This is a genomic window from Nostoc sp. (genome assembly GCF_041747015.1).
Classification (GTDB): Bacteria; Cyanobacteriota; Cyanobacteriia; order Cyanobacteriales; family Nostocaceae; genus Nostoc.
The window spans coordinates 1-22502 of the sequence record NZ_JBGTFY010000351.1; the positions used below are offsets into that span (position 1 = coordinate 1).

Here is a 22502-nt window from a genome sequence, read left to right on the forward strand (position 1 = left end):
CTAACAAGCGATCGGCGGTTGCTTGTAATAGACTTCTAGAGCTACCATCAAGACTTAAAAATTGCTTGGGTCGGTCTTTGCGACTCAGAGGCCAAAAACGTTCACCTTTACCACCAGCAAGGATTACGGGGAACAATAAAGTATTCATGTTGTCATACACGCTTACCGAAGAACATTACAAGTTTACAGTGAGCTTTTCCACTGGCAATATTTGTAGCTTGGATTAACATACTTTTAGGGAGTGGTTGAGTGGGGAAATAATTGTGATAAAACAAATCGAATGGTCGGAAAATCCGGTGACATCTCAACAAGTAACAGAATTTCAAAATGAGGTGCGATCGCCGCAACTTCAACGAACGGAAAATCAAGTCACACCTGCACCAGTAGCCGATTCAGAGGAGGAGGATGTAGAACTAAACCAGCCAGCGAATCCCAACCGTAGCGTCGTCGAATCTGTAGGCGCAATTCCCAATCAGCTTTCTGAGAGACTGGGCTTAACCATACCTCGGTGGCTATTGTGGATTATGACGGTTGTCATCGGCATCATCTTATCTGGATTGCTAGTATCAACGTTAGCGCTTTGGACTCCGTTGTGGAGCAATTTAGACCAAACAGATGAAGATTTAGGAACTGCTGGTAAAGACGAGCAAAAAATTCCACTACCGGGGGAGTTATGGAGCAAACTGTCCCAGTACCAGCTTTCACGACCGATGAATATTTTAATCATGGGGATTGAACCAGTTAGCGGCACTGTTGATGGTTCACCAGAAAGCTTTGCTGGGAAAAGCGACTCCATGCTGCTGGCACGGCTTAACCCTAGTGAAAAATCTGTACGGCTACTTTCCATTCCCAGGGATACGATGATCGCCATCCCAGAAAAGGGAGAAAAGGGATTAACTAAGGTATCTGATGCCAATGCCAAAGGCGGCCCAGTCTTGGCAGCACGGGTAGTTAGCCGCACCTTAAATAATGCCCCAATCGATCGTTACATCCGTATTTCTACCAGTGGCTTACGGCAGTTAGTCGATCAGTTAGGCGGAGTAGAGGTCTTTGTTCCCCAATCAATGGAATATAAGGACTCTAGCAGTCGGCTATCGATTAATTTAGTTAGCGGCTGGCAAACCCTCAACGGCGAACAAGCAGAACAGTTTGCCCGGTTCCGCGATCCAGGTTTGGGTGATCTGCCAAGAGTGCAGCGTCAGCAAGCACTAACAGCAGCGTTGCTTCAACGGCTTAAAAGTCCCACAATCTTACCCAGGTTGCCTCAATTAACTCGCCTGATGCGAAAATACTTTGATACCAACCTGAAGATGGAAGAAATGATGGCGTTGGTCAACTTCGGACTCAACTTGGATCGAGATAATTTCCAAATGACCGTGTTACCTGGTACGTTTAGCCGTTTTAGCGCAGACCCTAATAGCTATTGGCTGAATATGACTGGACAACAGAGCCTGCTGAATGATTATGTTGGGGTAAATGTACCTGGTCTGAAGTCAGATATGCGCCGGGTTCCTAACCTCAAAATTGCTATTCAAAATGCTTCTAATCAACCTCAGTTAACTGAAAAAGTTATTGCTTATCTCAAACAGAAAGGCTTTACAAATATTTACAAAGTTCCTGATTGGCCAGATACCCAACGTCAAACTCAGATTGTTGTCCAAAAAGGCAACCGACGAGTTGGAGTTGATTTGCAAAAAGTCTTAGGCTTGGGTCAAATCGAGGTGTCGGCGATTGGTGATTTAGAATCTGACCTCACAATCCGCATTGGTAAAGATTGGAAATAGGCAAGAGTCATTAGTCATTAGTCATTGGTTAAATGACAAAGAGAGAAGTCTGAGCGCCGGCTTGCGGCGCTCAGAACTTCGGAGAATAATGACAAAGGACTAGTGACAAATAATAAAGTTATGAAAAAGATTTGGCTTCGGTTTTTTGATTTGATTGCGATTTTGATACTAGTATTTTTGTGGATAATACTTAATCCCAAACCGGCTTTTGCTCAGATAAACACTATCAACTACAACAATATAAATTTAGAAAATCGTGACTTTTCTAATACTGATTTGGCAGGTGTGACTTTTGTAGCAGCAGAAATGCGGGGTGCGAATTTCCAAGGAGCGAATTTAACCAACGCAATTCTGACTAAGGGAGTTTTATTAAAAGCAAATCTGGAAGGTGCCAATTTGAGCGGCGCTTTAGTTGATCGCGTGACTATGGATAGTGCTAACCTGAAAAATGCAATTCTTAAAGAAGCAACTTTGACGAGTAGCCGCTTTTACGATGCCGATATCACTGGCGCTGATTTTACGGATGCTTTAATTGACCGTTATCAAGTGTCGTTGCTATGCGATCGCGCTGATGGCATAAATCCTGTGACTGGTGTTGCTACGCGCGATAGTTTGGGCTGTCGTTAGACAAAAAGCAATTATTTTTGCTCACAAATAGTTCTTCAGTTTAGATTAGAGGAAATAGAGACTAGGAAGTATTTTTCCTAGTCTTTTTTATTTCTAAAAGGGCGCGTTTGATCCATTTATGTTTTGGGTGTGATTACTAAATATATGTTTTACTTGATAAGTTATTTGTAACCTAAAACCTCTTGTAAAGTTAAGTTATATTTTGCTAGAAATTACTGTAGATGTATATGCAGCGAGAAATAAAAATTAATCACAAACCCACTTCCATAGAGGATGAGTTGCTCCCTGTTGACGTATCCGATAAACATATCTTTCTAAACGTTGTTTTTCCGGCTGTGGTAGTCCAAGTAAGATATTTCGACTTTGCCAAACTAAAACAGCAGCAGTCATCCCGATACAAAAGGCTAAACCAAAGGTAGACAGTGGATGATAGAAGAGTCCATATCTCACTGCTACCCAGGTAAAATATTGTTGCCATAGAAAAACCTCTGCACGTAGACCCCACAAGCTAACAGGCGCAATGGTAAGCCACAAACAGCCGACAAATAGCCACCTGCCATATACTGTCAGCTGGTATAGCCTTTGGACTTGTTGAGCAAACGATGGGTCGGTTATTGACGGTTGTTCGGATTGATCCATAGGCTGTGGGGAGCAGGGGAGATAAAGGAGTAGGGGAAGAACTATTGATTATTGACCCATGTTAAATGCCCAATCACAAATGACTAATTACCAGCAGATGGATCAATAGACTCTGCACTGACTACCACGCTTGTTTGACCGCTGCGCTCTCGCCACAAAGTTAGAAGAGTACTGGCAATGAAAATACTTGAATAAGCTCCGGCGGTAAAGCCAATAATTAGAGCTAGGGCAAAGTTTTTCAGTGTTTCTCCCCCAAACAAGAAGATCGAAAACAATGACAGCATCGTGGTTAAAGTCGTGTTGATAGACCGTGCTAAGGTTTGGTTTACGGCATCATCTACAATGTCAGCAATCGGTCGATTGGGATTAATTTTCAGGGTTTCACGAATGCGATCGTAAATCACCACAGTATCGTTAACTGAGAAACCTGTAATTGTCAATAGAGCAACAATGAACAGACTATCTACTTCAGTACCCAATACTAAACCCAAAATCGAAAAAATCCCTGCCGTGATCAAGACATCATGAAATAGCGCAACGATCGCAAACACTGCATAATCAAACTGGAAGCGGAAGCTCAAGTAAACAATAATGCCTGCAAAGGAAACGCTGAGGGCGATGACACCAGAAGTAAACAACTCTCGCCCTAGAGTCGGACCAACGGTGTCAAGTTGGTTTTTTCGCTCGTCAAAAGTACCGACTTTTTCACTTAAAGCATTTTGCAAATTGATCCGCTGTTCACGATCCAAGTTTTTTGTGCGAATCAATATACCATTTTCTGCACCTGTACCTTTGTCTGCAACAATTTGGATACTGCTATCACCTAGCCCCTGGGCTTTCGCTACTTCCCGGACGATATTGATATCAATCGGCTGGTCGCAGTTACCAGGTTTGGTACAATCGCGTTCAAACTGCAATCGTGTACCACCGACAAAATCCAAACTGGGACGTAGGGGTGCTTTGATATTTGGGTTTTGCCAAGAAATCACCATTGAGATGATCCCAGCAAGAATAATGGCACTAGAAATAGCCCACCAAAGCGATCGCGATTTGTTAATACTCAGTTTCATGGAGCCACCTCTGCCTTATTTGATGTTGGCAGGTTTGGACAGAAAAGTTCTGGTTTTTTGAGTGCAGGAATTGTAATTGCCAAAAACATTAAGGTGCGACTACAGATAATTGCTGTAAACATACTCACCGCTACGCCTAAAGCTAAAGTTAGGGCAAAGCCTTTCACCAAACCGGCTCCTAGCCAAAATAGTGCCGCACAGGCAATTACTGTAGTCACGTTACCATCTAAAATACTCGAAAAGGCGCGGTAAAAACCAGACTCTACAGAACGATAAAGGCTTTTGCCTGCTTGTAATTCTTCTCGCGTCCGCTCAAAAATTAGCACATTTGCATCCACCGCCATGCCAATACTGAGGATAAAACCAGCAATTCCTGGCAGGGTCAGAGTGACACCTAATAAAGCAAAGGTAGCCCAGGTCAGTAGCGCGTAGATCAATAGTGCTAGATCGGCAATAAGTCCTGGTAGTCTATAGTAGATTACCATAAATATTAATACTAAAGTCAGACCACCAATACCAGCATAGATACTGCTAGTGATGCTGTCTTTACCCAAGGTTGCCCCAACAGTGCGGATTTCGGCGATTTCTACTGGTACGGGTAATGCGCCTCCGCGTAGTTGTACACCTAAGTCATTGGCTTGTTGGGCGGTAAAGCGTCCTGTAATTACAGCAGAGCCACCAGCAATACCAGTGGCGGCAAATTCTATAGGTACGTTGGGAGCGCTGATCAGTTCATTGTCCAGAAAAACGCCAATACTACGCCCAGTACCGGCAAGGTTTTTTGTCAATTCGGCAAACAATTCACCACCCTTTTGGTCAAAGCGAATGGCAACATTCCAGTTGTTACCTTGTTGAGTCGGTTCACCAGATGCATCTTTGAGGTATTTGCCAATTAGCGGTGGATTGGTGCTTCCAAACAATTCTGCGATCGCTTGATTACTTTTTTGTAAATCTTCTTGATTCTTGACAATTCCAGCTTTATCTTTACTTTTTCTTAACTCTTCTTGCTTGGCTTTCAATTCGGCTCTAGATGATTGGAAAGCAAACAGTTGGGTTTCTGTATTCGGCTTTTGGGTACGAAATTCTAACTGCGCCGTACCCCCTAGCACCCGTTCAGCTTGCTCTGGATCATTAACTCCTGGTAATTGCACCAATATTTTATCTGTGCCGACTGTTTGGATAACTGGCTCAGAAACACCCAGACCATTAATCCGACCTTCGACAACTTTCTTCACACCTGACAATTCTCGCTCGGTGATTTTGGGAATTTCCGCTGATGGTTTCACCTGAATTGTGAGCTGTGAACCTCCCCGCAAGTCCAGTCCAAGGGGTATCGGAATTGTGACAATCACCGTAATAGCGGCGATTATCAGGACTAAAATTAAAATTAATAGCGATCGCTGTCTTTGCATACCATAACTCGCAACTGACAAAGGCTATAATAGCGCGCTTTTGTAGTGTTAGGGCATTGAGCATCGGGGATGAGTCTCTATACTGCTCGGTTAAGAAGATTTGTAGGTTGGGTTGAACAGAGTGAAACCCAACAAATGCTTGATAATGTTGGGTTTCGTTCCTCAAACGCCACGTGCTTCAAGTCGGGCATTGCCCGCCCAACACAGTGGCTCCCCAACCTACCCTAGAGTGATTTTTTAGGCAAACCTACGCAGTATTGGGATGAGTCTTTTTTACTCGTGAATGAGTCTTTTTTACTCGTGAATGAGTCTTTGAACTCTATTCTTGTGCCCTCAGCCTCAATCCTTAGACTCGCAACGCTACCATTTTTTCTACAGCTTCCACTATTTGCTCTGGCTGGACAATTGTCAGTCGTTCCAGATTGCCGTTATAAGGCGTGGGGATATCTTGAGAAGAAAGTCGTAGTACTGGCGCATCCAATTCATCAAATAAGCGATCGTTAATTGAAGCGATGACTTCTGCTCCAATACCCGCAGTTCTCATTGATTCTTCCACCACAATCACTTTATGGGTTTTACGTACTGATGCACCAATGGTGTCAAAATCTAATGGCTTGAGCGATATTAAATCAATAACTTCTGGATCATATCCTTGTTTTTCCAAAGTTTTTACCGCTTGCAGCACATGATGCCGCATCCGGGAGTAAGTGATGATTGTGACATCTTTCCCTTGGCGTACAACTTCTGCTTTATTTAGGGGTAGTAAATATTCTTCTTCTGGTAAATCTTCTTTCAAGTTGTAAAGCAAAACGTGTTCAAAGAACAATACGGGATTATCATCGCGGATGGCGGATTTTAGTAGTCCTTTGGCGTTTCTTGGTGTGGAGCAGGCAACAATCTTCAACCCTGGCACAGCTTGGAAGTAAGTTTCTAGTCGTTGGGAATGCTCTGCACCTAATTGCCTTCCGACACCGCCAGGTCCCCGAATTACCATCGGAATTTTAAAGTTACCGCCAGAGGTGTAGCGTAACATCCCGGCGTTGTTGGCTATTTGGTTGAAGGCCAGCAATAAAAAGCCCATATTCATACCTTCGATTATGGGACGCAACCCAGTCATCGCGGCTCCCACGGCCATGCCAGTAAAGCTATTTTCAGCAATGGGGGTGTCTAGAACGCGGAGTTCGCCATACTTTTGGTACAGGTCTTTGGTAACTTTATAAGAACCGCCGTAGTGTCCTACGTCTTCACCCAGAACAAATACGCTGGAGTCACGCGCCATTTCTTCATCAATGGCTTCGCGCAAGGCGTTGAAGAATAGTGTTTCTGCCATTTAGACCTTTTTGTACGATTATGGTTTTAGAATTTTATCGTGCTGCTGTGGCAAATACCGTGAGCGATCGCACCAGTTAGAGATTAGCTTGTTTGAATGAACTGCCCCAAGCATAGAGCAAGTAATTGCCATAACTAGATCAAAGCTATTTAATTTAGATTTTATCGGTTTTATGAGCGATCGCCTCCCACTGTGGCAAACGAGAGAATTTTCTATTTATATCAATAGAGTTCAGCTAGACCTAAAAACCTTAGACTGCGTAGGTTGGGTTGAGGAACGAAACCCAACATTTTCGCGCATCTGTTGGGTTTCACTTTGTTCAACCCAACCTACTATTATGCTTAACTGAACCGTATTGCTATTTATGTACTATGACATTGACAATGTACTTACGCAACTTCTAGAAATCAACCATTTCGTAGGACAGACAAGATGCGTGTCCTACAAAATTAAAATCACCAAGGATTAATTACCACTACAAAAAATGTGCGCCTCCATGTATAAGAAACGTTTAAGTCATTGCAACAATTGTTGTAACGAGTTGATGAATTGATTTACTACCGGAAATCTTAAAATAATTAGATGGCTCAGTTGCAACTAACACCAAGTTTGCACGACACGACCCTTCAGTTGTTGTCCTAACCAAGGTGTATTACTAGAAAGTGTATGAAGGTTTTTCCGTTCCACTTTCCAGGTTTCTTGGGGATTAAATAAAGTTAGTTCTGCTAATTGATCAGGAGCGATCGCACTCACTTTCTGCCCCAAACACTCTGCTGGCTTGGTACTCAACGCCCGCCATAATTCTAAAGCTGTAAATTCTCCCGTTTCAACGAGATACTGCCATAGTAGGGGTAATGCTAACTCTAAACCAATTGCTCCGGTCGGCGCTTCGGCAAAAGCCTGGACTTTTTCTTCATAGCTGTAGGGTGCATGATCAATGGCGATCGCATCCACCACACCCGCACGCACACCCGCACGCAACGCCGCCACATCATTAGAATTTCCTAAAGGCGGGGCTAAATGCAAGCTGGTGTGATAACTCTTAACTGCTTTGGTATCAAGTAAAAGGTGCATCCAAGTAGTGCTGGCGGTGATGGGTAAACCAGCAGCCTTAGCTGAGGCGATTAATTCCACGCTGCGAGATGTAGAGACACGCATGATGTGGACTGGTGTGCCTATTGCTGCAACCAATTCTAACAAAGAAGCGATCGCAGTGGTTTCAGCACTGGCGGGTATTGGCGGTAAACCCAAACGAAGAGCTTCTGAGCTTTCTCTCATTACACCATTTGCTGTCAATTGGCGATCGCTTGGCCAAAATGCGACTGGTTTGCCTAACGGCTGAACATACTCTAACACTCGCCGCACCAGCGCTAAATTTTCCAAAGGCTGACCATCACTAAAACCAACAACTCCAGCAGACGTTAAATCTGCCAATTCCGTCATTTGCTTCCCAGCAACATCTAGGGTGATAGCACCCCAAATGTAAAGCTTGGGGAGAGGGGGAGACAAGGGAGAAAAATTGCCCCCTTCCCCTTTTCCCTCTCTCCTCTTTTGCTGCAACTGTGCCACAAGCGCAGGGTTATCAATAACTGGAGATGTATCGGGTAAAATGCTAACTCTAGTAAAGCCGCCAGCAGCAGCAGATTGTAACAGAGACAGAAGGGTTTCCCGTTCTTCAAACCCCGGTTCGCCGGAGTGGCTGTACAAATCTACTAACCCAGTACCGAGAACTAATCCCCGACAATCTCTGATTTGAATATCGGAACTGGTGTCAGGAATGTGCGAGGCCATTGCTTGGATATAACCATCAGCAATCAGGACATCAAATAGTTGGTCGGTTTCAGAAACTGGGTCAATCACCCGTACTTGTTGCAGCAGTTCAGTCATAAAAGTTTTTGGTATGAGTTAGTGGTTAGGAATTAGGAGTTATAAGTTATTTGTTTCTCAGTCATTGCTGCTAACTTTATTCTTCACTCCTAACTCCTCACTTTTACAATGCCCCCGCTGCTGTTTTATCTAATACACCTCCACCCAAATGAGTGGTGATATTCATTGCTTGTAATACTGGTAAACCATCTATTCCAGAGGGGTAGTCGATAACACTAACAGCACCATTCCCCTGACGGAAATTCCAGAAATTTTCCAGCGATAAACCCAGAATGTGACAAAGCAAGGTTTTATTAGTAGCGTCATGAGCTACTACTAATACAGTTTGGAATTGATTGGTTGATGCAGCTTGCACAATTGATTGCCAAGCTGCAACGCTGCGTTCCCATACCTGTTGCAAATTTTCCCCTTCAGGCATTTGCACTTGGGCTGGGGTTATCCGCCAGTGCTGCAACTCTCCGGGAAATTCCTGCTCTATCTCTGCTTCTAATTTTCCTTCCCAAAGTCCGTGGCTGATTTCTCTTAAATCATTTTGCAATTCCAACTTGACATTTGGATGGTGTTTTAAAATAATTTCTGCTGTTTCTTTAGGACGCAGCATTGAGCTACTTACGGCAAAATCAATTGCTACCTCTTGGAGAAATTCGCCTGCTTTTTGCGACTGTTGTCTGCCATTATCGTTAAGGGGAACATCAATTTGCCCCTGAAACCTGGTTTGGCGATTCCACTCTGTTTCCCCATGACGCACCAGTAACAACCGTATTCCTTGATGATCTGGTCGTAATGAAGGTAGGCTTTCCTTGATGTGTTGCGTCTGATTCAATGACTCTAGTTGGACTGGTTCCCCCAATCCTCCAGAAAAATTTAGTACAGTAATGCCACAGTTAGATTGCTGTATTGAATGGTAGCGGCTTGGGGGAATAGATAGTGCCGTGCTAATCAGGGCGCGATTAATACCGTTATGTCCCACAATGAGAATGGTTTCACCTTGATGGTGAGACAAAATTTCTTGCCAAAACTGCCGTGCTTGTTCATATAAAGCAACAACAGGAAAATGTTCTCTTGTTCCCTCTGCATCATTAAGCAGCATCCGCAGTTCATCAGGGCGTTCGTGCCAAGTGCGGTAGTCTTCGGCAAACTCCTGCTTTACTTCAGCAGTGAGCATTGCTTGCCACAAAGGCAAATCAATTTCTAGCAGCAAATCAGAAACTTCAAGCGCAGCAGACTGTCCTGGATGAGTAGCTAGCTCACTATGGATGATATCTGCTGTGTGTTTTGCTCGTTGCAGAGGACTGCTGTAAATCGCATTAAATAAAATATTACTGAGGGCTTTGCCTAGTTTACTGGCATCGTTACGACCTTTTTCGGTTAATGTTGACGCATCAGTGCGCCCTTGAATACGCCGCTCGGTGTTATAACCGCTTTGACCGTGGCGCACAATGATGACACGGGTCATCCGTCTTACCCTCCTCTATCTAGACGACTAATTTTACTGCAAAATGATTGCAGAATTATCCACTAAGGAATGTGGATTTAGTAATGTGCAAAAATTTATACTTCTAGGGCAATATGCTTGAGTTAATATCTCCTCGCCTCCGGCGACCCCCTTAAAAAGCAATACGGTTCAGTTAAGGTTTTTTGGTAGTGATTTTAAACCTGTAGAGACGCGTTAGCGCAGCGGGACGAAGTACAATTTCGCGTCTCTACAAGGGTTCTGCATAACGCATATTTAATTTCTGGAGATGTTTAATGCACATCACTAAGCATTTGAGTCGGCAGGAAGACTTGTCTAGCAACAAGGAACTATGGGTCTACGCTTCTAAGTCCGTTACACCCAAAACTACAGCGTCATCTTTATACCTGATTACTCTCTCCCCAAATCCAACTGCACTTGTAATCCATCATTGTCATTTCCAGACTGAGCCGGTGCTAAGAAAACCGAACTGTCTGGCAGTGATAGTGATTCGTTAAAACGTATTTGAACTGGAGTTTTTTTGTCTCTTCTATTATTGTTGGAGATGCTTGCTGGATTGGTTTGCTCAAAAAAGTTGCCAAAGTCATCCTGGGCTGTTCTATTATCAATTCCAATTAGAGAATCACCAGTTAATGTGTATTGTTCTATATTTGAGCTTGATGCTGGTAACTGTGCGTATACCTGGCTTCCTAAACTTGCCAAGGCTGCGGTAATTCCCAAGAAAGCAATAATTTTGGTGGTCATTTGTTTTATCCAAATTATTTTTGATATTGCTTGTCTTTATTCTCTGAAAAAATTATTTTAATTGACTCTATCTTTGGGTTATACAATAATAATTGTATTGTTTATATCTTTAGGTTGTCAATGATTCTTGTTGTGTGTATTGGTGTCAACTGAGAACTCGTTGTATTTCTCGCAATCCCCCTATATACTGATATACGAAACTTAATAGCACTGCTGCGATCGCTGGCAATCTCAGTATCCACTCGCGCAGTTTTTTGTCTTTGCCTGAACACAACCGTTAATTGGCTCACTTTAGTTCAGAGTGACTTTCTGACTAAATTCTATATCTCGTTTCTAAACCAACATGATTTTATTGATGAAACTCATGATTTTGTCGATGAAACTCACGACTTTGTTGATGAAACTCACGATTTTGTCGATGAAACTCATGATTTGGTTGATGCAAATCACGATTTTGTTCACAACAACTTATGTATTCAGGGTGACAATCCCTGAATTAGTGGCAATTTATACAATATTTTTGAGATTTTACTTAATAACAATAGGCTTAAACCCCAAGCCTAGTTAATTGAGATGGTAGCTGGATTTGCCGCGTGCTATACTAGTGAACTGATAAAAAAGTAATCTACAAACCCATTAAATATAAAATTAAACGGTCGTGTACTTTATCGGGCAAAATATTCTTAAGTATTGCTCCGATTTTAGCGTCTTGTCCAACGAGATAGCGAGTATGCGGCTTTCTTGCAGTAAGCGCATGGACAACAGCCTCAGCGACAATATCGGCAGAAATTCCCCCAGATGCAAGAATCTGCATTTTCTTACGCACAATATTCATCGCCTGACCGTAGAGACTTTGTGCCGATTGCGATAGATCCTGCTGTGCTATTTCAGACTGACTTAAAGACTTTTCCCAGATTGGAGTAGCGATCGCCCCAGGTTCGATAATAGAAACAGAGATTCCCCAAGGTCGTAATTCCATCCGCATCACATCGGTGAGTGCAACGAGCGCAAATTTTGATGCATTGTAAGCTCCCATGAACGGGGTACTACTTCTACCAGCAATGGAACCCATGTTGACAATTCGACCCTGACTCTGGCGTAATAGACCAAGAAAAGCTTGTGTCACGGCTAATTGTCCGGTAACATTAACCTGCATCTGATGTTGAAATTCTGCGATCGCTAATAATTCTAAAGGGCCAGGGACAGCAATTCCGGCATTATTCACTAAACCTAAAATCCCAGCACCACCAACTGTATTTGTTACCTTATCAACCGCAGCTGCGATCGATTCAGTGTCAGTAACATCTAAAAAAATCGGAATCAGCCTTTGTGAGCTTTTTTGTTTGAGTGTTTGAGCATCGATATCTTGACGCACACCAGCAAAAACAGTGAATCCCAACTGATCTAAAAGTAAGGCACACGCCTGACCAATTCCTGTTGATGCTCCTGTAACGACTACAGTACGTTGATTTTGTGCAACCATTAATCCTCTCCGTACTATGCTCCGACTAATGTAATTATAAATTACGAGTTGCAAGTTACGAATTAATATCAATCCCTGCAAATGCCAGCGCGAAGGCAATCTTCGGTTTGATCATCTCTAGCCGATATTTGCCCCGATAATATGTGTGACTGAAGATTTGTGCTGTAACTCATTGGAGCAGTTATTATGGGAAACTGGTTTTGGATAGTTGGCACGTCACTACTCCAAGCATTGCCCAGGTCAGCATTGTATAAATAAACAGGCAATGCCATCAGGGCAATGCAAATTGTCCGATTCATAAAACCTCAACTAAAAATTTCCGATTGCGCTATGCGCTTATAGATGCCAGCTTGATGAACCGGATTTTAAAAAACTGAGTATTGGACTTTGATATTGTGTCAATTTACTCAGTACTACTAGCCGCAGAGACGTGATTTCCTTTCTTATCGGTTCTACCTTTTTTAGGTTAGGCATTGCCTACAAGAGATGGCTTCCTACTAACTTATGCAGATGCAATCCCCAAAAACAGGACAAAAAACCCACAATACCCAAAAACATATCTTGGTAGCTGCATTCCCCGGATAAAATAGTTAACAAATGTTGCCTACTAGCTAACTCATGACACCTTCACAAGATGTAGATACTGTAAACGTTCCCAATCTCGACTCGGAAGGATATGCCAGCTCAGAAAATGATCCTCTCGATGATTTACCATCTGAGGTCGAAATGTCCCTTTTCGACCACTTAGAAGAGCTGCGACAGCGGATTTTCTATTCGCTGATTGCTGTAGCAGTGGCGATTATCGGCTCTTTCTTTGCCGTCAAACAGATTGTCCAGCTACTTGAGGTTCCAGCACAAGGAGTAAAATTTCTCCAACTTGCACCCGGAGAATATTTCTTTGTTTCCTTCAAAGTCGCAGGCTACACTGGCTTGGTACTTTGTAGTCCTTTCATTCTTTATCAGATTATCCAGTTTGTGCTTCCAGGATTGACTCGCCGCGAACGCCGTTTACTGGGGCCTGTGGTTTTGGGTTCGAGTGTGCTGTTTGCGGGAGGGTTAGTGTTTGCCTATTTACTCCTTATCCCCGCAGCTTTGAGATTTTTCATTAGCTACGGAGCAGATGTAGTCGAACAGCTTTGGTCAATTGACAAATATTTTGAATTTGTGTTGCTACTGTTATTTAGCACTGGTTTAGCATTTCAAATTCCCATCATCCAACTGTTGCTCGGTAATTTGAATATTGTCTCGTCTGAACAGATGGTTTCTGGTTGGCGTTATGTGATTATGGGAGCAGTGGTTTTAGGAGCCGTTCTTACACCTTCTACTGACCCTCTGACTCAAAGTCTTCTAGCGGGAGCAGTTCTGGGGCTTTACTTTGGTGGTGTTGGACTGGTTAAGCTCACAGGTAAATAACGAGGAAGCATTGTTTCAATTCAAAATTCCCAAAAATCTTAACTTCTAAGTTAATGACGCAAGTTAGTTACGAAGAATTTGAAAAAGTCGAGATTTGTGTTGGCAAAGTCGTCAAAGTAGAAGAGTTCCCCAGAGCTAGAAAACCAGCTTATAAGTTATGGATAGATTTTGGCGATTTGGGCATCAAAAAATCTAGCGCCCAAATTACTAAACTTTATCAGCAAGAGGAATTAATCAATAGATTAATATTAGCTGTTACGAACTTTCCACCCCGTCAAATAGCCGATTTCATCTCTGAAGTATTAGTATTAGGCGTAGTTATAGGCGATGGTGAAGTTGTCTTAATTCAGCCAGATAGGGAGGTATCTGTGGGTAAAAGAATTGTATAAAAGTGTTACAATATACATAATTTGTAACTTTAAGCATGAATTTTTTAAAATCCAGCCCCTTGAAAGCTTTATTTCATAAGCTATTAGCCATTAACTGTTTAGTGCTTACTATTAGTAGTTGTAGTTCATCAGTATCAACTAATGCGATCGCATCTTCATCTAATGAAAAAGTTTATGCTGTTTCTGCTCAAAATAGTGCGATCGCTTTGGGTAAATTTGACAATGCCAACTGGATGCAGCTTTGGGGTGTGAGAAAAGGTGGTCAGTGGGGACTAACAAATACTAAGGTCATTAAAGACCCCAGTGGGAGATTTGGGAAATTCCTGCGAGTGAATTATCCCAAAGGTTCTGCTAGTCCACAAGTTTCACGGGAAAATAACGCGTCTCTTGGTGGCGCTCAATTTTATGCTGACTTGGGTATAGCTCCAAAAAACTCTTTACGCTTAAGTTACTATCTCAGGTTCTCGGAAAATTTTAACTTTGTTAAGGGAGGGAAATTACCAGGGCTATTTGGTGGTAAAGGAAATAGCGGTGGTAAAATTCCCAATGGTAGCGATGGCTTTTCTACACGCTTTATGTGGCGACAAAATGGTGCTGGAGAAGTTTATGCTTATCTTCCTACTAGCACTGAATACGGCACTTCAATTGGTAGAGGTAATTGGCAGTTTGTTAAAGGGACATGGCATCATTTAGAGCAGGTTGTGGTGCTAAATGACCCTAATAGCCAAAATGGTAGCATCCAAGTTTGGCTAGATGGTAAACAAGTCCTTAACGAAGACAATTTAACTTTTCGCAATACTAATGCACTCCAAATTGAAGGGATTTTCTTTTCCACTTTCTTTGGGGGTGGCGATCCTTCTTGGGCAACTCCCAAAAATGTTTATATAGACTTTGCTGATTTCTCGGTTTCTGAAGTGACAAAATAATTCGTAATTGAGTTAAGTAGGGTGCATTAGGCTTTGGACTAATGCACCGATTTTGAATAAATTTTTGTTGCCAAATTAATTAGAATCCATTGTTACATATTCCACCTGAACATTTTGAGTTTCTCGGAGTGTTAAAGGACGGCCACCATTTGCTTTTATTTCCAGGTTTTTGATTCCGCCTTGAGCTACCTTTTCTAACACTATCCCGTTAATAGCATTATCCCCAGTTTTTGACTGGTTAGGCATAAGTGTAAATCCCTGGAGATAAACATTTTTAAGTATATCTTTGGCAAACTGTTTTCCCTGACGAGGATGAATTGAAATTGCTGCGTCTCCTATCTGGGAACCAAAGTTAGCTAGCAAAATAGTTCGTCCTACACCTTGTCCTTGAATAGTTGTGTTGCTACGTTGAATTTGCAGGGGTTTTAGTAATTCGATTTCTCCAATTGGTAAGTTAATTTTAACCTTACCTTCACTTGGTAAATGTTTGATCAAAGCTTGCAAAGCTGCTGAATCATCCTTGCCATCGTTAGGATAAATTCCTCTATCTATGGCTGTGATAATTTGGGTGGGAGATGCAGCACTAACTTGGCTATTCCACCACAATCCGGCTAAATCTTCTAAGGGATTGAGAATATTTGCCAACGATAATAATAGAATTACAAAACAGAATGCTTGTGAAACTAGCAGAAACCAAGAGGTGCTAATTTTAGCTAATTTTTCCCAGCCAGAACCTTCAGCAGAAATGCTTTGATTACCGCGATTTGTCCATTTTTGTTGGGCAAGATTCATCTGCGTCCAAATTTTAACTAATGAAGAAGCCCATTGAGAAACCAACAACAAAGGAAAATGAATTGGTTTTAACTGAGACTGGCGTTGCCAAAAGACAACTATCAACATTAAAGGACGGCTAAAAAGAATCCAAGAAGTAATAACTCCTGCTGATAACCACTGAGCTTGAAATAAAGCAATTAACAATAAACCAGGGGTAATTAAAGAAGTCCAATAGCTGATGCGTTGGTCAATTAGACACCACCACATGAACCAGCCATTTTTTTGAGGGCCAAGAGCGATCGCGCGATCGCTATTCCGTAACATATTGCCATACCACCGCCGCATATTCTGGTAAGCACGGTCTACCAAAGAGCCGGAAATTGTCTCAATGGAATAAACTATTGTATCTGGGACATAAATCATGTCATAACCCTGTTTTAGCAACCAAAACCAGGTACTTTTGTCATCTCCAGACAAGAACTTAAATTTTCCCCACAGCCAATCATTCAAAGTATCAATCTCTAACTGGTTAGCAAATGATGGATGCAAAGCTGCTTGGGCGCGAAATAAAGAAAATCTACCAGTCAGGCACATTACCTTACCCGACAAGGAAACAGAACTCATTTGGTAATGTCTTTGCGCTAACCGTAAATGAAACCACTCAGAAAATATATAGGAGCCTGATACAATTGGTAATTCATCTGTAGTCAGCGCTCCTATTTTGGGAAACATTTTAAAGAAAGGCAGGCATTTGCGTAAAGTTCCAGGGGTGAGTTCTGAGTCTCCATCCATCAAAGCCACAATAGTATTTTCTGGTAAATCGAGAAGGGCGAGTTCTTGTAAAGCATCTGCCATCGCTTTGCGTTTACCCTCGCCAGTTTGCACCATTTGAATCAGGCGAATTGAACTTAAATTTGGATCTACTGATTCCAGAATTTTCACAATTGCAGCGTTCTCAGCGTCACTGCTGCTAGTGACAAGCAAAGTAATTGGTTGAGCAAGGCTTTGAGCTTCTGTAGCGATCGCCCGAAATACTCGCTCTGTAATCCAAGGTTTCTCTTTATAAGTTGGCACTAAAAAGCAAATTGGGGGCAAATCTTCCACAGGTATTTGATTCGCTCGCCGCCGCCAAAGCGGAAAGACCACACGCAGATAAATCTGCGATCGCACTACTTGCACAATCCACCAAGACCACCGCCAAGTTCCAATCGCGCCAATAGTTATTAGTCCCGATAAGCCTAATATGGCTAATTTATCTGGATTGCGGAGCCAGTGAAGACCAATAAAACCCAAGACGGAAATCAAAGCAGTCGCGATCCAATTGAAGTAAGGTAAAAGAGTTTTTATAGTCTGTTGTAAAGCAGTTGAATTTTTCATGGAGTGTCAACTTTTTGGTATACCCTGGCATCTGGTGCATAAGTTTTGAGGCATCAGAATCGTGCTTATTAGACTTATTGCAAAAGTCCTGAGTTTAAGCTCTTTCTCTGCGGCTCTGGCCTCTGCGTGAATGAGGCAAAAAATATTTATGCAACAGAACTATTTCTTGCTAAACGTCAAACTTGCTGCTTGTCCCAGTCCACAAAATCTTTGCGATTGAGTATGTGCTGATGGTGGCGGCATTTTCACTGTCACCCGCGCTAAAGGTTTTCCGACTAAATTTGGTGAGATAGTAGGTAAAAGCGCCTGAACTTGCATCAGTTTGGAGCGCTCCTCAATACCTTGAATGCTACTAATGGGCTGGATGACATCAACTTCACCAGAGACAGTTTTTGCGGAATCGGCAAATTTGACCTTAACTGGCTTTTGAGTATCTATACGACTAGCATCGTCTGCCCAGACTACTGTTTCTAGCCACAAATCGTTGCAATCCAGCAAAGTGAGAACAGGTTGTGCCTGATTGACTTGTTCGCCCTGTTCGCGTTCAGTGCTGTAGATGACACCAGCAAAGGGTGCTGTAATTGCTTGAAGTTGAGGTGTGCTGGGGATTTTTTTGTCTAAACTTGCTAGCGTTGGGCGATTTTGAGAGAGATCAACACTGCGCTTGAGTTGCTGTTTGCCACTGACAATTTTAACTTCTAAGGTACTGGCGATCGCTTGTTGCTGTTGAATTGCCTGTAACAATTTCGTTCGCTGTTGTGAAAGACTGTCTCTAACGTTATTTTGACTGCTGAAAGCAACTCCTTTTTGGGAAGCGTTCAGTGCAGCTTTAGCAGAACGCAGGGTAGCTTGTGTTTGCTTCACTTCAGCATCAGCAGATTTCCAATTAAAGTGCAACTTCTCTACTAATTGTCGAGATACAGCACCTTCTTCTAACAGGTTTTGATAGCGTTGGTAATCTACTTGGGCAGATGTCGCTTTAGCAATGGCGGACTCCACAGCAGCTTGTTGTTGATTAACGCTTTCATTAGCTAACTTGATATCAACATTATGTAGGGAAGTATATTCATTTTCTAAAGTTTGCAATTGATTTTTAAACAAGTCTAAAGACTGCCTTGCTGTCACTAATTGATTAGTATCCGATTGCACTTCTCCCAATAGCTGTGAATGTTCTAGCTGCCAACGGATGCGTTCATCTTGTGATTTTTCCAATTGCAAGCGTAGTTGCTGTTCTTGGTTTTGTTCTTGGAGAGTTGGTTGTGTCTGAATACGCGCTAGTACCTGTCCTGATTTGACTGCTACACCTGGTTTGGCATAAAAATCTTGGATGCTGCCATTTGTCGGAGCTGTTAAACGGACTATTCGACCATTAATCGCTACATTATCCACAACTAGATTGCTCAGGCGATATTTAATTGATGCTGCACCTAAGATTGTTACAGTTGCACCTAAAACAACAAATATCGTCCCTAACAATAGACGATTCGATTTATCTGGATTTTTGGCTACCAGATTAGAAGGTATTAATAATTCTTGCTTTGTCTGTAAATTGACCATGATAAATTTATTTCAGTATTTCTTCTAACAAAATACTACTTACCTCCTATGGGATTTGTCTTATGAATTAGGTAAATGTTTTGTGCGAAAATCAAGAACAGTATAATCAGAAAAAACATCTAAATTTAATAGTTCTATTTTTTTGCTTTATTTTAATTGCTTAAAAACTTTATTTTCAAAGTTTAAAACTTTAATAAAACTGATTTATTTGCTAGATTTTGCCTGTCTACTCTCAAACTTACACTACTTGGCTATCGAGATATACACCTGTAAATATACTTACTTCTATGCTCAAGCGGCTGAGAAAAACTAATATATTCACTCTTAAAACTACGTAATTTTCCTTAGGTAAGCATAAAATAACTTATAGGTAAATTTCTTCAGTGGTGCTGAGTGCCAAGTCCCCGTTCGCCCTTGGCGTCTGCCTTTAGGGGAAGTTTAGCTAGTCCACCGAACTTCTGAGTAGAGGAGGGCGGCGCTTAAACTTCTCTCTCAGCTCAGACTTCGGGGTATCTCGCGCATCCGTAACCAGAAGCGGGTAAGATACTCACTCCACAAGATTGGATAATTTATTTGTTGAAAATCTCTTGTAGTCCTGATTTTCATAGTCAGTTGGGTACGCCGTAAGCTAATGCACCGACTGTTTTAACTCAGGTGTTTAGTGGGGGTGGGTTAAACGGAATAACAAACCCATCCTATAAGAAAATCTTTCCTTCGATTTTCAGCGCTATTTTTGGATAAAAATAAATGTTAATGCAATAGCAAGTTATAAAATCCATTCCGAAGTGCGATCGCCCAAATCTAGAGGAATACTAACAGCTTTGCCGAGCCGGGGGCGATCGCGTGTTTGGGCAATAAAAGTTTGTACTTGTGTTGACCCGCCCAAGGCGTGAAGATAATTAGCAATGCTATCGAGATGCTCTTGGTACTCTGCATCGCTCAAGGGAAAAGAAGCTTGCTCCAGATATTTCCACATTACTTGCAAAAATATCTTTCCCTGCGCCCGGCGGAACTGGATATCGTAAGAATATCCCCACTTATCAACCAACATCTGGCGTAATTCCTGTCCTGTCATAGCTTTTCTCAATCAGATTTTACATTTAGTTATGATGTTAAGTTCCGTAACTCCAGTATGATAAGGATATAAAGAAATGTAATGCTAACAGAAAAGATGCTAAACATATCTTGGAACAGAGAAGTATGGCATCGTTGTCAGCGCTAGCATTTCGACTTAGACAAGAGTTGCTCAAGTACTAGTACTCCTGTCAAAATACTTAATAAAATACACAAAGAGCGCGGAGATTATGGCTCAATTTTCCGAATCAGCAGACGTGCCTGATATGGGGCGTCGTCAGTTCATGAATCTGCTCACTTTTGGGACTGTTACTGGAGTGGCTCTGGGTGCATTGTATCCCGTCGTCAAGTACTTTATTCCACCCGCAACTGGTGGTGCTGGTGGCGGTGCAACGGCAAAAGACGAGCTAGGTAACGATGTTAGCGTCAGTAAATTTCTAGAAAGCCGGAATGCAGGCGATCGCAACCTAGTCCAAGGACTAAAAGGCGACCCCACTTATATTGTGGTAGATAGCAAAGAGGCAATCAAAGATTATGGCATTAACGCCATCTGCACCCACTTAGGTTGTGTCGTTCCCTGGAATATTGCTGAGAACAAATTTAAATGTCCTTGTCATGGTTCCCAGTATGACGAAACTGGTAAGGTTGTTCGGGGACCAGCACCCCTGTCTCTACCTTTAGCCCATACCAAAGTAAACGACGACAAAATCGTATTGACCCCTTGGACTGAAACCGACTTCCGCACCGGTGATGCGCCTTGGTGGGGTTAATCAGTGCTGAGTTATGAGTGCTGAGTTATGAGTGCTGAGTGCTGAGTGCTGAGTGCTGAGTTATGAGTGCTGAGTGCTGAGTTATGAGTGCTGAGTAAGGAATGAGGGAGATGAGGAAGAAATAACCCAGGCCCAATGCCCAATGCCCAATGCCCAATGACTAATGACCAATGACTAATGACTAATGACTAATTAAATCGTTGCCCTTATAGAAATGAGAAATGCTTCCGTAACAGCGAGGTTAACTCGCAGTGCTAGAGCGATTGTAAAAACATTGCTCATAGCGATCGCTACTGTGACATTTTACTTCACCAGCGATCTAGCCCTTCCCCAATCAGCTGCCGCCTATCCCTTTTGGGCACAGCAAACCTATCCCGAAACCCCCCGCGAACCAACAGGGCGAATTGTTTGTGCCAACTGTCACCTAGCCGCCAAGGTTACAGAAGTGGAAGTTCCCCAATCGGTGCTACCTGACACTGTATTCAAAGCTGTGGTGAAAATCCCCTACGATCTAAGCGCCCAGCAAGTTGGTGCCGATGGTTCTAAGGTTGGCTTGAACGTCGGTGCTGTACTGATGCTACCCGAAGGCTTTAAGATTGCTCCTGAAGACCGTCTTTCCGAAGAACTTAAAGAAGAAGTTGGCGACACTTTCTACCAACCCTACAGCGAAGACAAAGATAACGTCGTCATCGTCGGCCCTTTACCCGGCGAACAGTATCAGGAAATCGTCTTCCCAGTTCTTTCTCCCAACCCCGCAACCGACAAAAACATCCACTTCGGTAAATATTCAGTTCACGTAGGTGGTAATCGGGGACGCGGACAAGTTTATCCCACAGGCGAAAAGAGCAATAACGCTGTTTACAACGCTTCCGCTACTGGCACAATTACCAAGATTGCCAAAGAGGAAGATGGAGACGGTAACGTTAAATATCTAGTCAACATCCAACCTGAATCGGGTGATGTTGTAGTTGATACGATTCCTTTAGGCCCAGACCTGCTTGTTTCCGAAGGGCAAGCAGTTAAGACTGGTGATGCTTTGACCAGCAACCCCAACGTTGGTGGATTCGGTCAAATAGATGCAGAAATCGTACTGCAAGACGCTTCCAGAGTCAAATGGATGATTGCGTTCATCGCTCTTGTCATGTTGGCTCAAGTTATGCTGGTGCTGAAGAAGAAGCAGGTTGAAAAAGTCCAAGCTGCTGAGATGAATTTCTAAATTCTTTGCTAAATCATTATTTGTGGGACAGGCTTGTTGCCTGTCTTTTTTATATCTGATGGTTGTAAATCTGTATATAGCACTCAGAGGTTTATATCTGTTTTCACTTTAGCTACTTTCAACCCACTGAAATTAAAATACCTTTTTTCTGGTTTCACCTGCTGAATGTGGGTTTTAAAGCCATAGCAAAAGGAGATGCTGTTGCGATCGCTACAATGGGAATTGGTGCAGTAACCCAGTTACCTGAAACCTGGAGATGTGTACGCACACTCAAGAGTCACTTAGCCGCAGTTAATGCGATCGCAATTAGTCCTGATGATACTACATCATCCTGATCTTAATAGTTCTGCGTAGGCGTAGCCCGTCGTAGACATCGCAAAAACTTCAATGCAAGCAATTAATCGAGCTTATAAAGAATTCCAGGAGCATTTAAATGCTCACAAATATATTAATTTTGATAAATAAGTTGCCTTACATCCTTCGTTACGACTAGCCGATATAGTGGTGGGTGGTGTGAGAATTGCGATCGCGCGATTAAACAAGCACCCTCAATTGC

At 42.5% G+C, this 22502-nt stretch carries 21 protein-coding genes; 8 read left to right on the forward strand and 13 right to left on the reverse strand.

Annotated features, from left to right (window positions below; genetic code table 11):
• Positions 1-148: sugar phosphate nucleotidyltransferase (locus tag ACEW80_RS28070; protein WP_373529774.1), on the reverse strand; the 148-nt coding region annotated here is incomplete at its 3' end.
• Positions 149-263: 115 nt separating this feature from the next.
• Between ACEW80_RS28070 and ACEW80_RS28075 the strand changes: the two genes are divergently transcribed.
• Positions 264-1784 (forward strand): LCP family protein, encoded by a 1521-nt coding sequence (locus ACEW80_RS28075; RefSeq protein WP_373529751.1) that lies wholly within the window; start codon positions 264-266, stop codon positions 1782-1784.
• A gap of 120 nt (positions 1785-1904) precedes the next feature.
• Complete coding sequence (locus ACEW80_RS28080) at positions 1905-2411, forward strand: pentapeptide repeat-containing protein (protein WP_373529752.1); 507 nt, start codon at positions 1905-1907, stop codon at positions 2409-2411.
• Between the two features lie 246 nt (positions 2412-2657).
• On the opposite strand, the gene ACEW80_RS28085 is transcribed toward ACEW80_RS28080, so the two are convergent.
• The 9 genes from ACEW80_RS28085 to ACEW80_RS28125 all read right to left on the reverse strand — a co-directional run bounded on the left by ACEW80_RS28085 (position 2658) and on the right by ACEW80_RS28125 (position 12749).
• A complete protein-coding gene (locus tag ACEW80_RS28085) occupies positions 2658-3050 on the reverse strand; it encodes a hypothetical protein (RefSeq protein ID WP_373529753.1) in 393 nt (130 codons plus the stop codon).
• Between the two features lie 83 nt (positions 3051-3133).
• Positions 3134-4120, reverse strand: coding sequence for a protein translocase subunit SecF (secF, locus tag ACEW80_RS28090; protein ID WP_373529754.1), 987 nt, complete (start codon positions 4118-4120; stop codon positions 3134-3136).
• Complete coding sequence (gene secD, locus ACEW80_RS28095; RefSeq protein ID WP_373529775.1) at positions 4117-5532, reverse strand: protein translocase subunit SecD; 1416 nt, start codon at positions 5530-5532, stop codon at positions 4117-4119. The genes secF and secD overlap by 4 nt, the downstream gene beginning before the upstream one ends.
• A gap of 346 nt (positions 5533-5878) precedes the next feature.
• Positions 5879-6862 (reverse strand): alpha-ketoacid dehydrogenase subunit beta, encoded by a 984-nt coding sequence (locus ACEW80_RS28100; protein ID WP_373529755.1) that lies wholly within the window; start codon positions 6860-6862, stop codon positions 5879-5881.
• Between the two features lie 597 nt (positions 6863-7459).
• Positions 7460-8749 carry a dihydroorotase gene (locus ACEW80_RS28105; protein ID WP_373529756.1) on the reverse strand — a complete coding sequence of 430 codons (1290 nt, stop codon included), beginning with the start codon at positions 8747-8749 and terminating at the stop codon, positions 7460-7462.
• A gap of 103 nt (positions 8750-8852) precedes the next feature.
• Entirely contained in the window at positions 8853-10205 is a 1353-nt protein-coding gene (locus ACEW80_RS28110) for a histidine phosphatase family protein (RefSeq protein ID WP_373529757.1), read from the reverse strand.
• Positions 10206-10613: 408 nt separating this feature from the next.
• A complete protein-coding gene (locus ACEW80_RS28115) occupies positions 10614-10967 on the reverse strand; it encodes a hypothetical protein (RefSeq protein ID WP_373529758.1) in 354 nt (117 codons plus the stop codon).
• A 625-nt stretch (positions 10968-11592) separates the two neighbouring features.
• On the reverse strand, positions 11593-12450 hold the full coding sequence (locus ACEW80_RS28120; RefSeq protein WP_373529759.1) for an SDR family oxidoreductase: 858 nt from the start codon (positions 12448-12450) through the stop codon (positions 11593-11595).
• Between the two features lie 68 nt (positions 12451-12518).
• On the reverse strand, positions 12519-12749 hold the full coding sequence (locus ACEW80_RS28125; protein ID WP_373529760.1) for a hypothetical protein: 231 nt from the start codon (positions 12747-12749) through the stop codon (positions 12519-12521).
• Between the two features lie 319 nt (positions 12750-13068).
• On the opposite strand from ACEW80_RS28125, the gene tatC reads away from it, so the two are divergent.
• The 3 genes from tatC to ACEW80_RS28140 are packed head-to-tail and all read left to right on the forward strand — an operon-like array spanning position 13069 to position 15178.
• Positions 13069-13863 carry a twin-arginine translocase subunit TatC gene (gene tatC / locus ACEW80_RS28130; protein ID WP_373529761.1) on the forward strand — a complete coding sequence of 265 codons (795 nt, stop codon included), beginning with the start codon at positions 13069-13071 and terminating at the stop codon, positions 13861-13863.
• Between the two features lie 53 nt (positions 13864-13916).
• Entirely contained in the window at positions 13917-14252 is a 336-nt protein-coding gene (locus ACEW80_RS28135) for a tRNA-binding protein (RefSeq protein WP_373529762.1), read from the forward strand.
• Positions 14253-14287: 35 nt separating this feature from the next.
• Positions 14288-15178: a polysaccharide lyase gene (locus ACEW80_RS28140; RefSeq protein ID WP_373529763.1), complete on the forward strand. Its 891-nt coding sequence runs from the start codon at positions 14288-14290 to the stop codon at positions 15176-15178.
• Positions 15179-15253: 75 nt separating this feature from the next.
• On the opposite strand, the gene ACEW80_RS28145 is transcribed toward ACEW80_RS28140, so the two are convergent.
• The 3 genes from ACEW80_RS28145 to ACEW80_RS28155 form a co-directional block, all read right to left on the reverse strand.
• On the reverse strand, positions 15254-17329 hold the full coding sequence (locus ACEW80_RS28145; protein ID WP_373529764.1) for a glycosyltransferase: 2076 nt from the start codon (positions 17327-17329) through the stop codon (positions 15254-15256).
• Positions 17330-17488: 159 nt separating this feature from the next.
• Positions 17489-18886: an HlyD family secretion protein gene (locus ACEW80_RS28150; RefSeq protein WP_373529765.1), complete on the reverse strand. Its 1398-nt coding sequence runs from the start codon at positions 18884-18886 to the stop codon at positions 17489-17491.
• 766 nt (positions 18887-19652) lie between these two features.
• A complete protein-coding gene (locus ACEW80_RS28155; protein WP_373529766.1) occupies positions 19653-19961 on the reverse strand; it encodes a DUF3067 family protein in 309 nt (102 codons plus the stop codon).
• A gap of 229 nt (positions 19962-20190) precedes the next feature.
• Between ACEW80_RS28155 and petC the strand changes: the two genes are divergently transcribed.
• The 3 genes from petC (at position 20191) to ACEW80_RS28170 (ending at position 22281) form a co-directional block, all read left to right on the forward strand.
• On the forward strand, positions 20191-20730 hold the full coding sequence (gene petC, locus ACEW80_RS28160; RefSeq protein WP_373529767.1) for a cytochrome b6-f complex iron-sulfur subunit: 540 nt from the start codon (positions 20191-20193) through the stop codon (positions 20728-20730).
• Between the two features lie 214 nt (positions 20731-20944).
• Positions 20945-21946, forward strand: coding sequence for a cytochrome f (petA, locus tag ACEW80_RS28165; protein WP_373529768.1), 1002 nt, complete (start codon positions 20945-20947; stop codon positions 21944-21946).
• 167 nt (positions 21947-22113) lie between these two features.
• The gene (locus ACEW80_RS28170) at positions 22114-22281 is read left to right on the forward strand and encodes a WD40 repeat domain-containing protein (protein ID WP_373529769.1); all 168 of its coding nucleotides are present in this window, start codon (positions 22114-22116) and stop codon (positions 22279-22281) included.
• Positions 22282-22502 lie beyond the last annotated feature (221 nt).

Bases quoted from the DNA above. Each gene is read 5' to 3' on its own strand.
- ACEW80_RS28080 (WP_373529752.1), top strand. From the start codon at position 1,905: ATGAAAAAGATTTGGCTTCGGTTTTTTGATTTGATTGCGATTTTGATA.
- ACEW80_RS28085 (WP_373529753.1), bottom strand. From the start codon at position 3,050: ATGGATCAATCCGAACAACCGTCAATAACCGACCCATCGTTTGCTCAA.
- secF (WP_373529754.1), bottom strand. From the start codon at position 4,120: ATGAAACTGAGTATTAACAAATCGCGATCGCTTTGGTGGGCTATTTCT.
- secD (WP_373529775.1), bottom strand. From the start codon at position 5,532: ATGCAAAGACAGCGATCGCTATTAATTTTAATTTTAGTCCTGATAATC.
- ACEW80_RS28100 (WP_373529755.1), bottom strand. From the start codon at position 6,862: ATGGCAGAAACACTATTCTTCAACGCCTTGCGCGAAGCCATTGATGAA.
- ACEW80_RS28105 (WP_373529756.1), bottom strand. From the start codon at position 8,749: ATGACTGAACTGCTGCAACAAGTACGGGTGATTGACCCAGTTTCTGAA.
- ACEW80_RS28110 (WP_373529757.1), bottom strand. From the start codon at position 10,205: ATGACCCGTGTCATCATTGTGCGCCACGGTCAAAGCGGTTATAACACC.
- ACEW80_RS28115 (WP_373529758.1), bottom strand. From the start codon at position 10,967: ATGACCACCAAAATTATTGCTTTCTTGGGAATTACCGCAGCCTTGGCA.
- ACEW80_RS28120 (WP_373529759.1), bottom strand. From the start codon at position 12,450: ATGGTTGCACAAAATCAACGTACTGTAGTCGTTACAGGAGCATCAACA.
- ACEW80_RS28125 (WP_373529760.1), bottom strand. From the start codon at position 12,749: ATGAATCGGACAATTTGCATTGCCCTGATGGCATTGCCTGTTTATTTA.
- tatC (WP_373529761.1), top strand. From the start codon at position 13,069: ATGACACCTTCACAAGATGTAGATACTGTAAACGTTCCCAATCTCGAC.
- ACEW80_RS28135 (WP_373529762.1), top strand. From the start codon at position 13,917: ATGACGCAAGTTAGTTACGAAGAATTTGAAAAAGTCGAGATTTGTGTT.
- ACEW80_RS28140 (WP_373529763.1), top strand. From the start codon at position 14,288: ATGAATTTTTTAAAATCCAGCCCCTTGAAAGCTTTATTTCATAAGCTA.
- ACEW80_RS28145 (WP_373529764.1), bottom strand. From the start codon at position 17,329: ATGAAAAATTCAACTGCTTTACAACAGACTATAAAAACTCTTTTACCT.
- ACEW80_RS28150 (WP_373529765.1), bottom strand. From the start codon at position 18,886: ATGGTCAATTTACAGACAAAGCAAGAATTATTAATACCTTCTAATCTG.
- ACEW80_RS28155 (WP_373529766.1), bottom strand. From the start codon at position 19,961: ATGACAGGACAGGAATTACGCCAGATGTTGGTTGATAAGTGGGGATAT.
- petC (WP_373529767.1), top strand. From the start codon at position 20,191: ATGGCTCAATTTTCCGAATCAGCAGACGTGCCTGATATGGGGCGTCGT.
- petA (WP_373529768.1), top strand. From the start codon at position 20,945: ATGAGAAATGCTTCCGTAACAGCGAGGTTAACTCGCAGTGCTAGAGCG.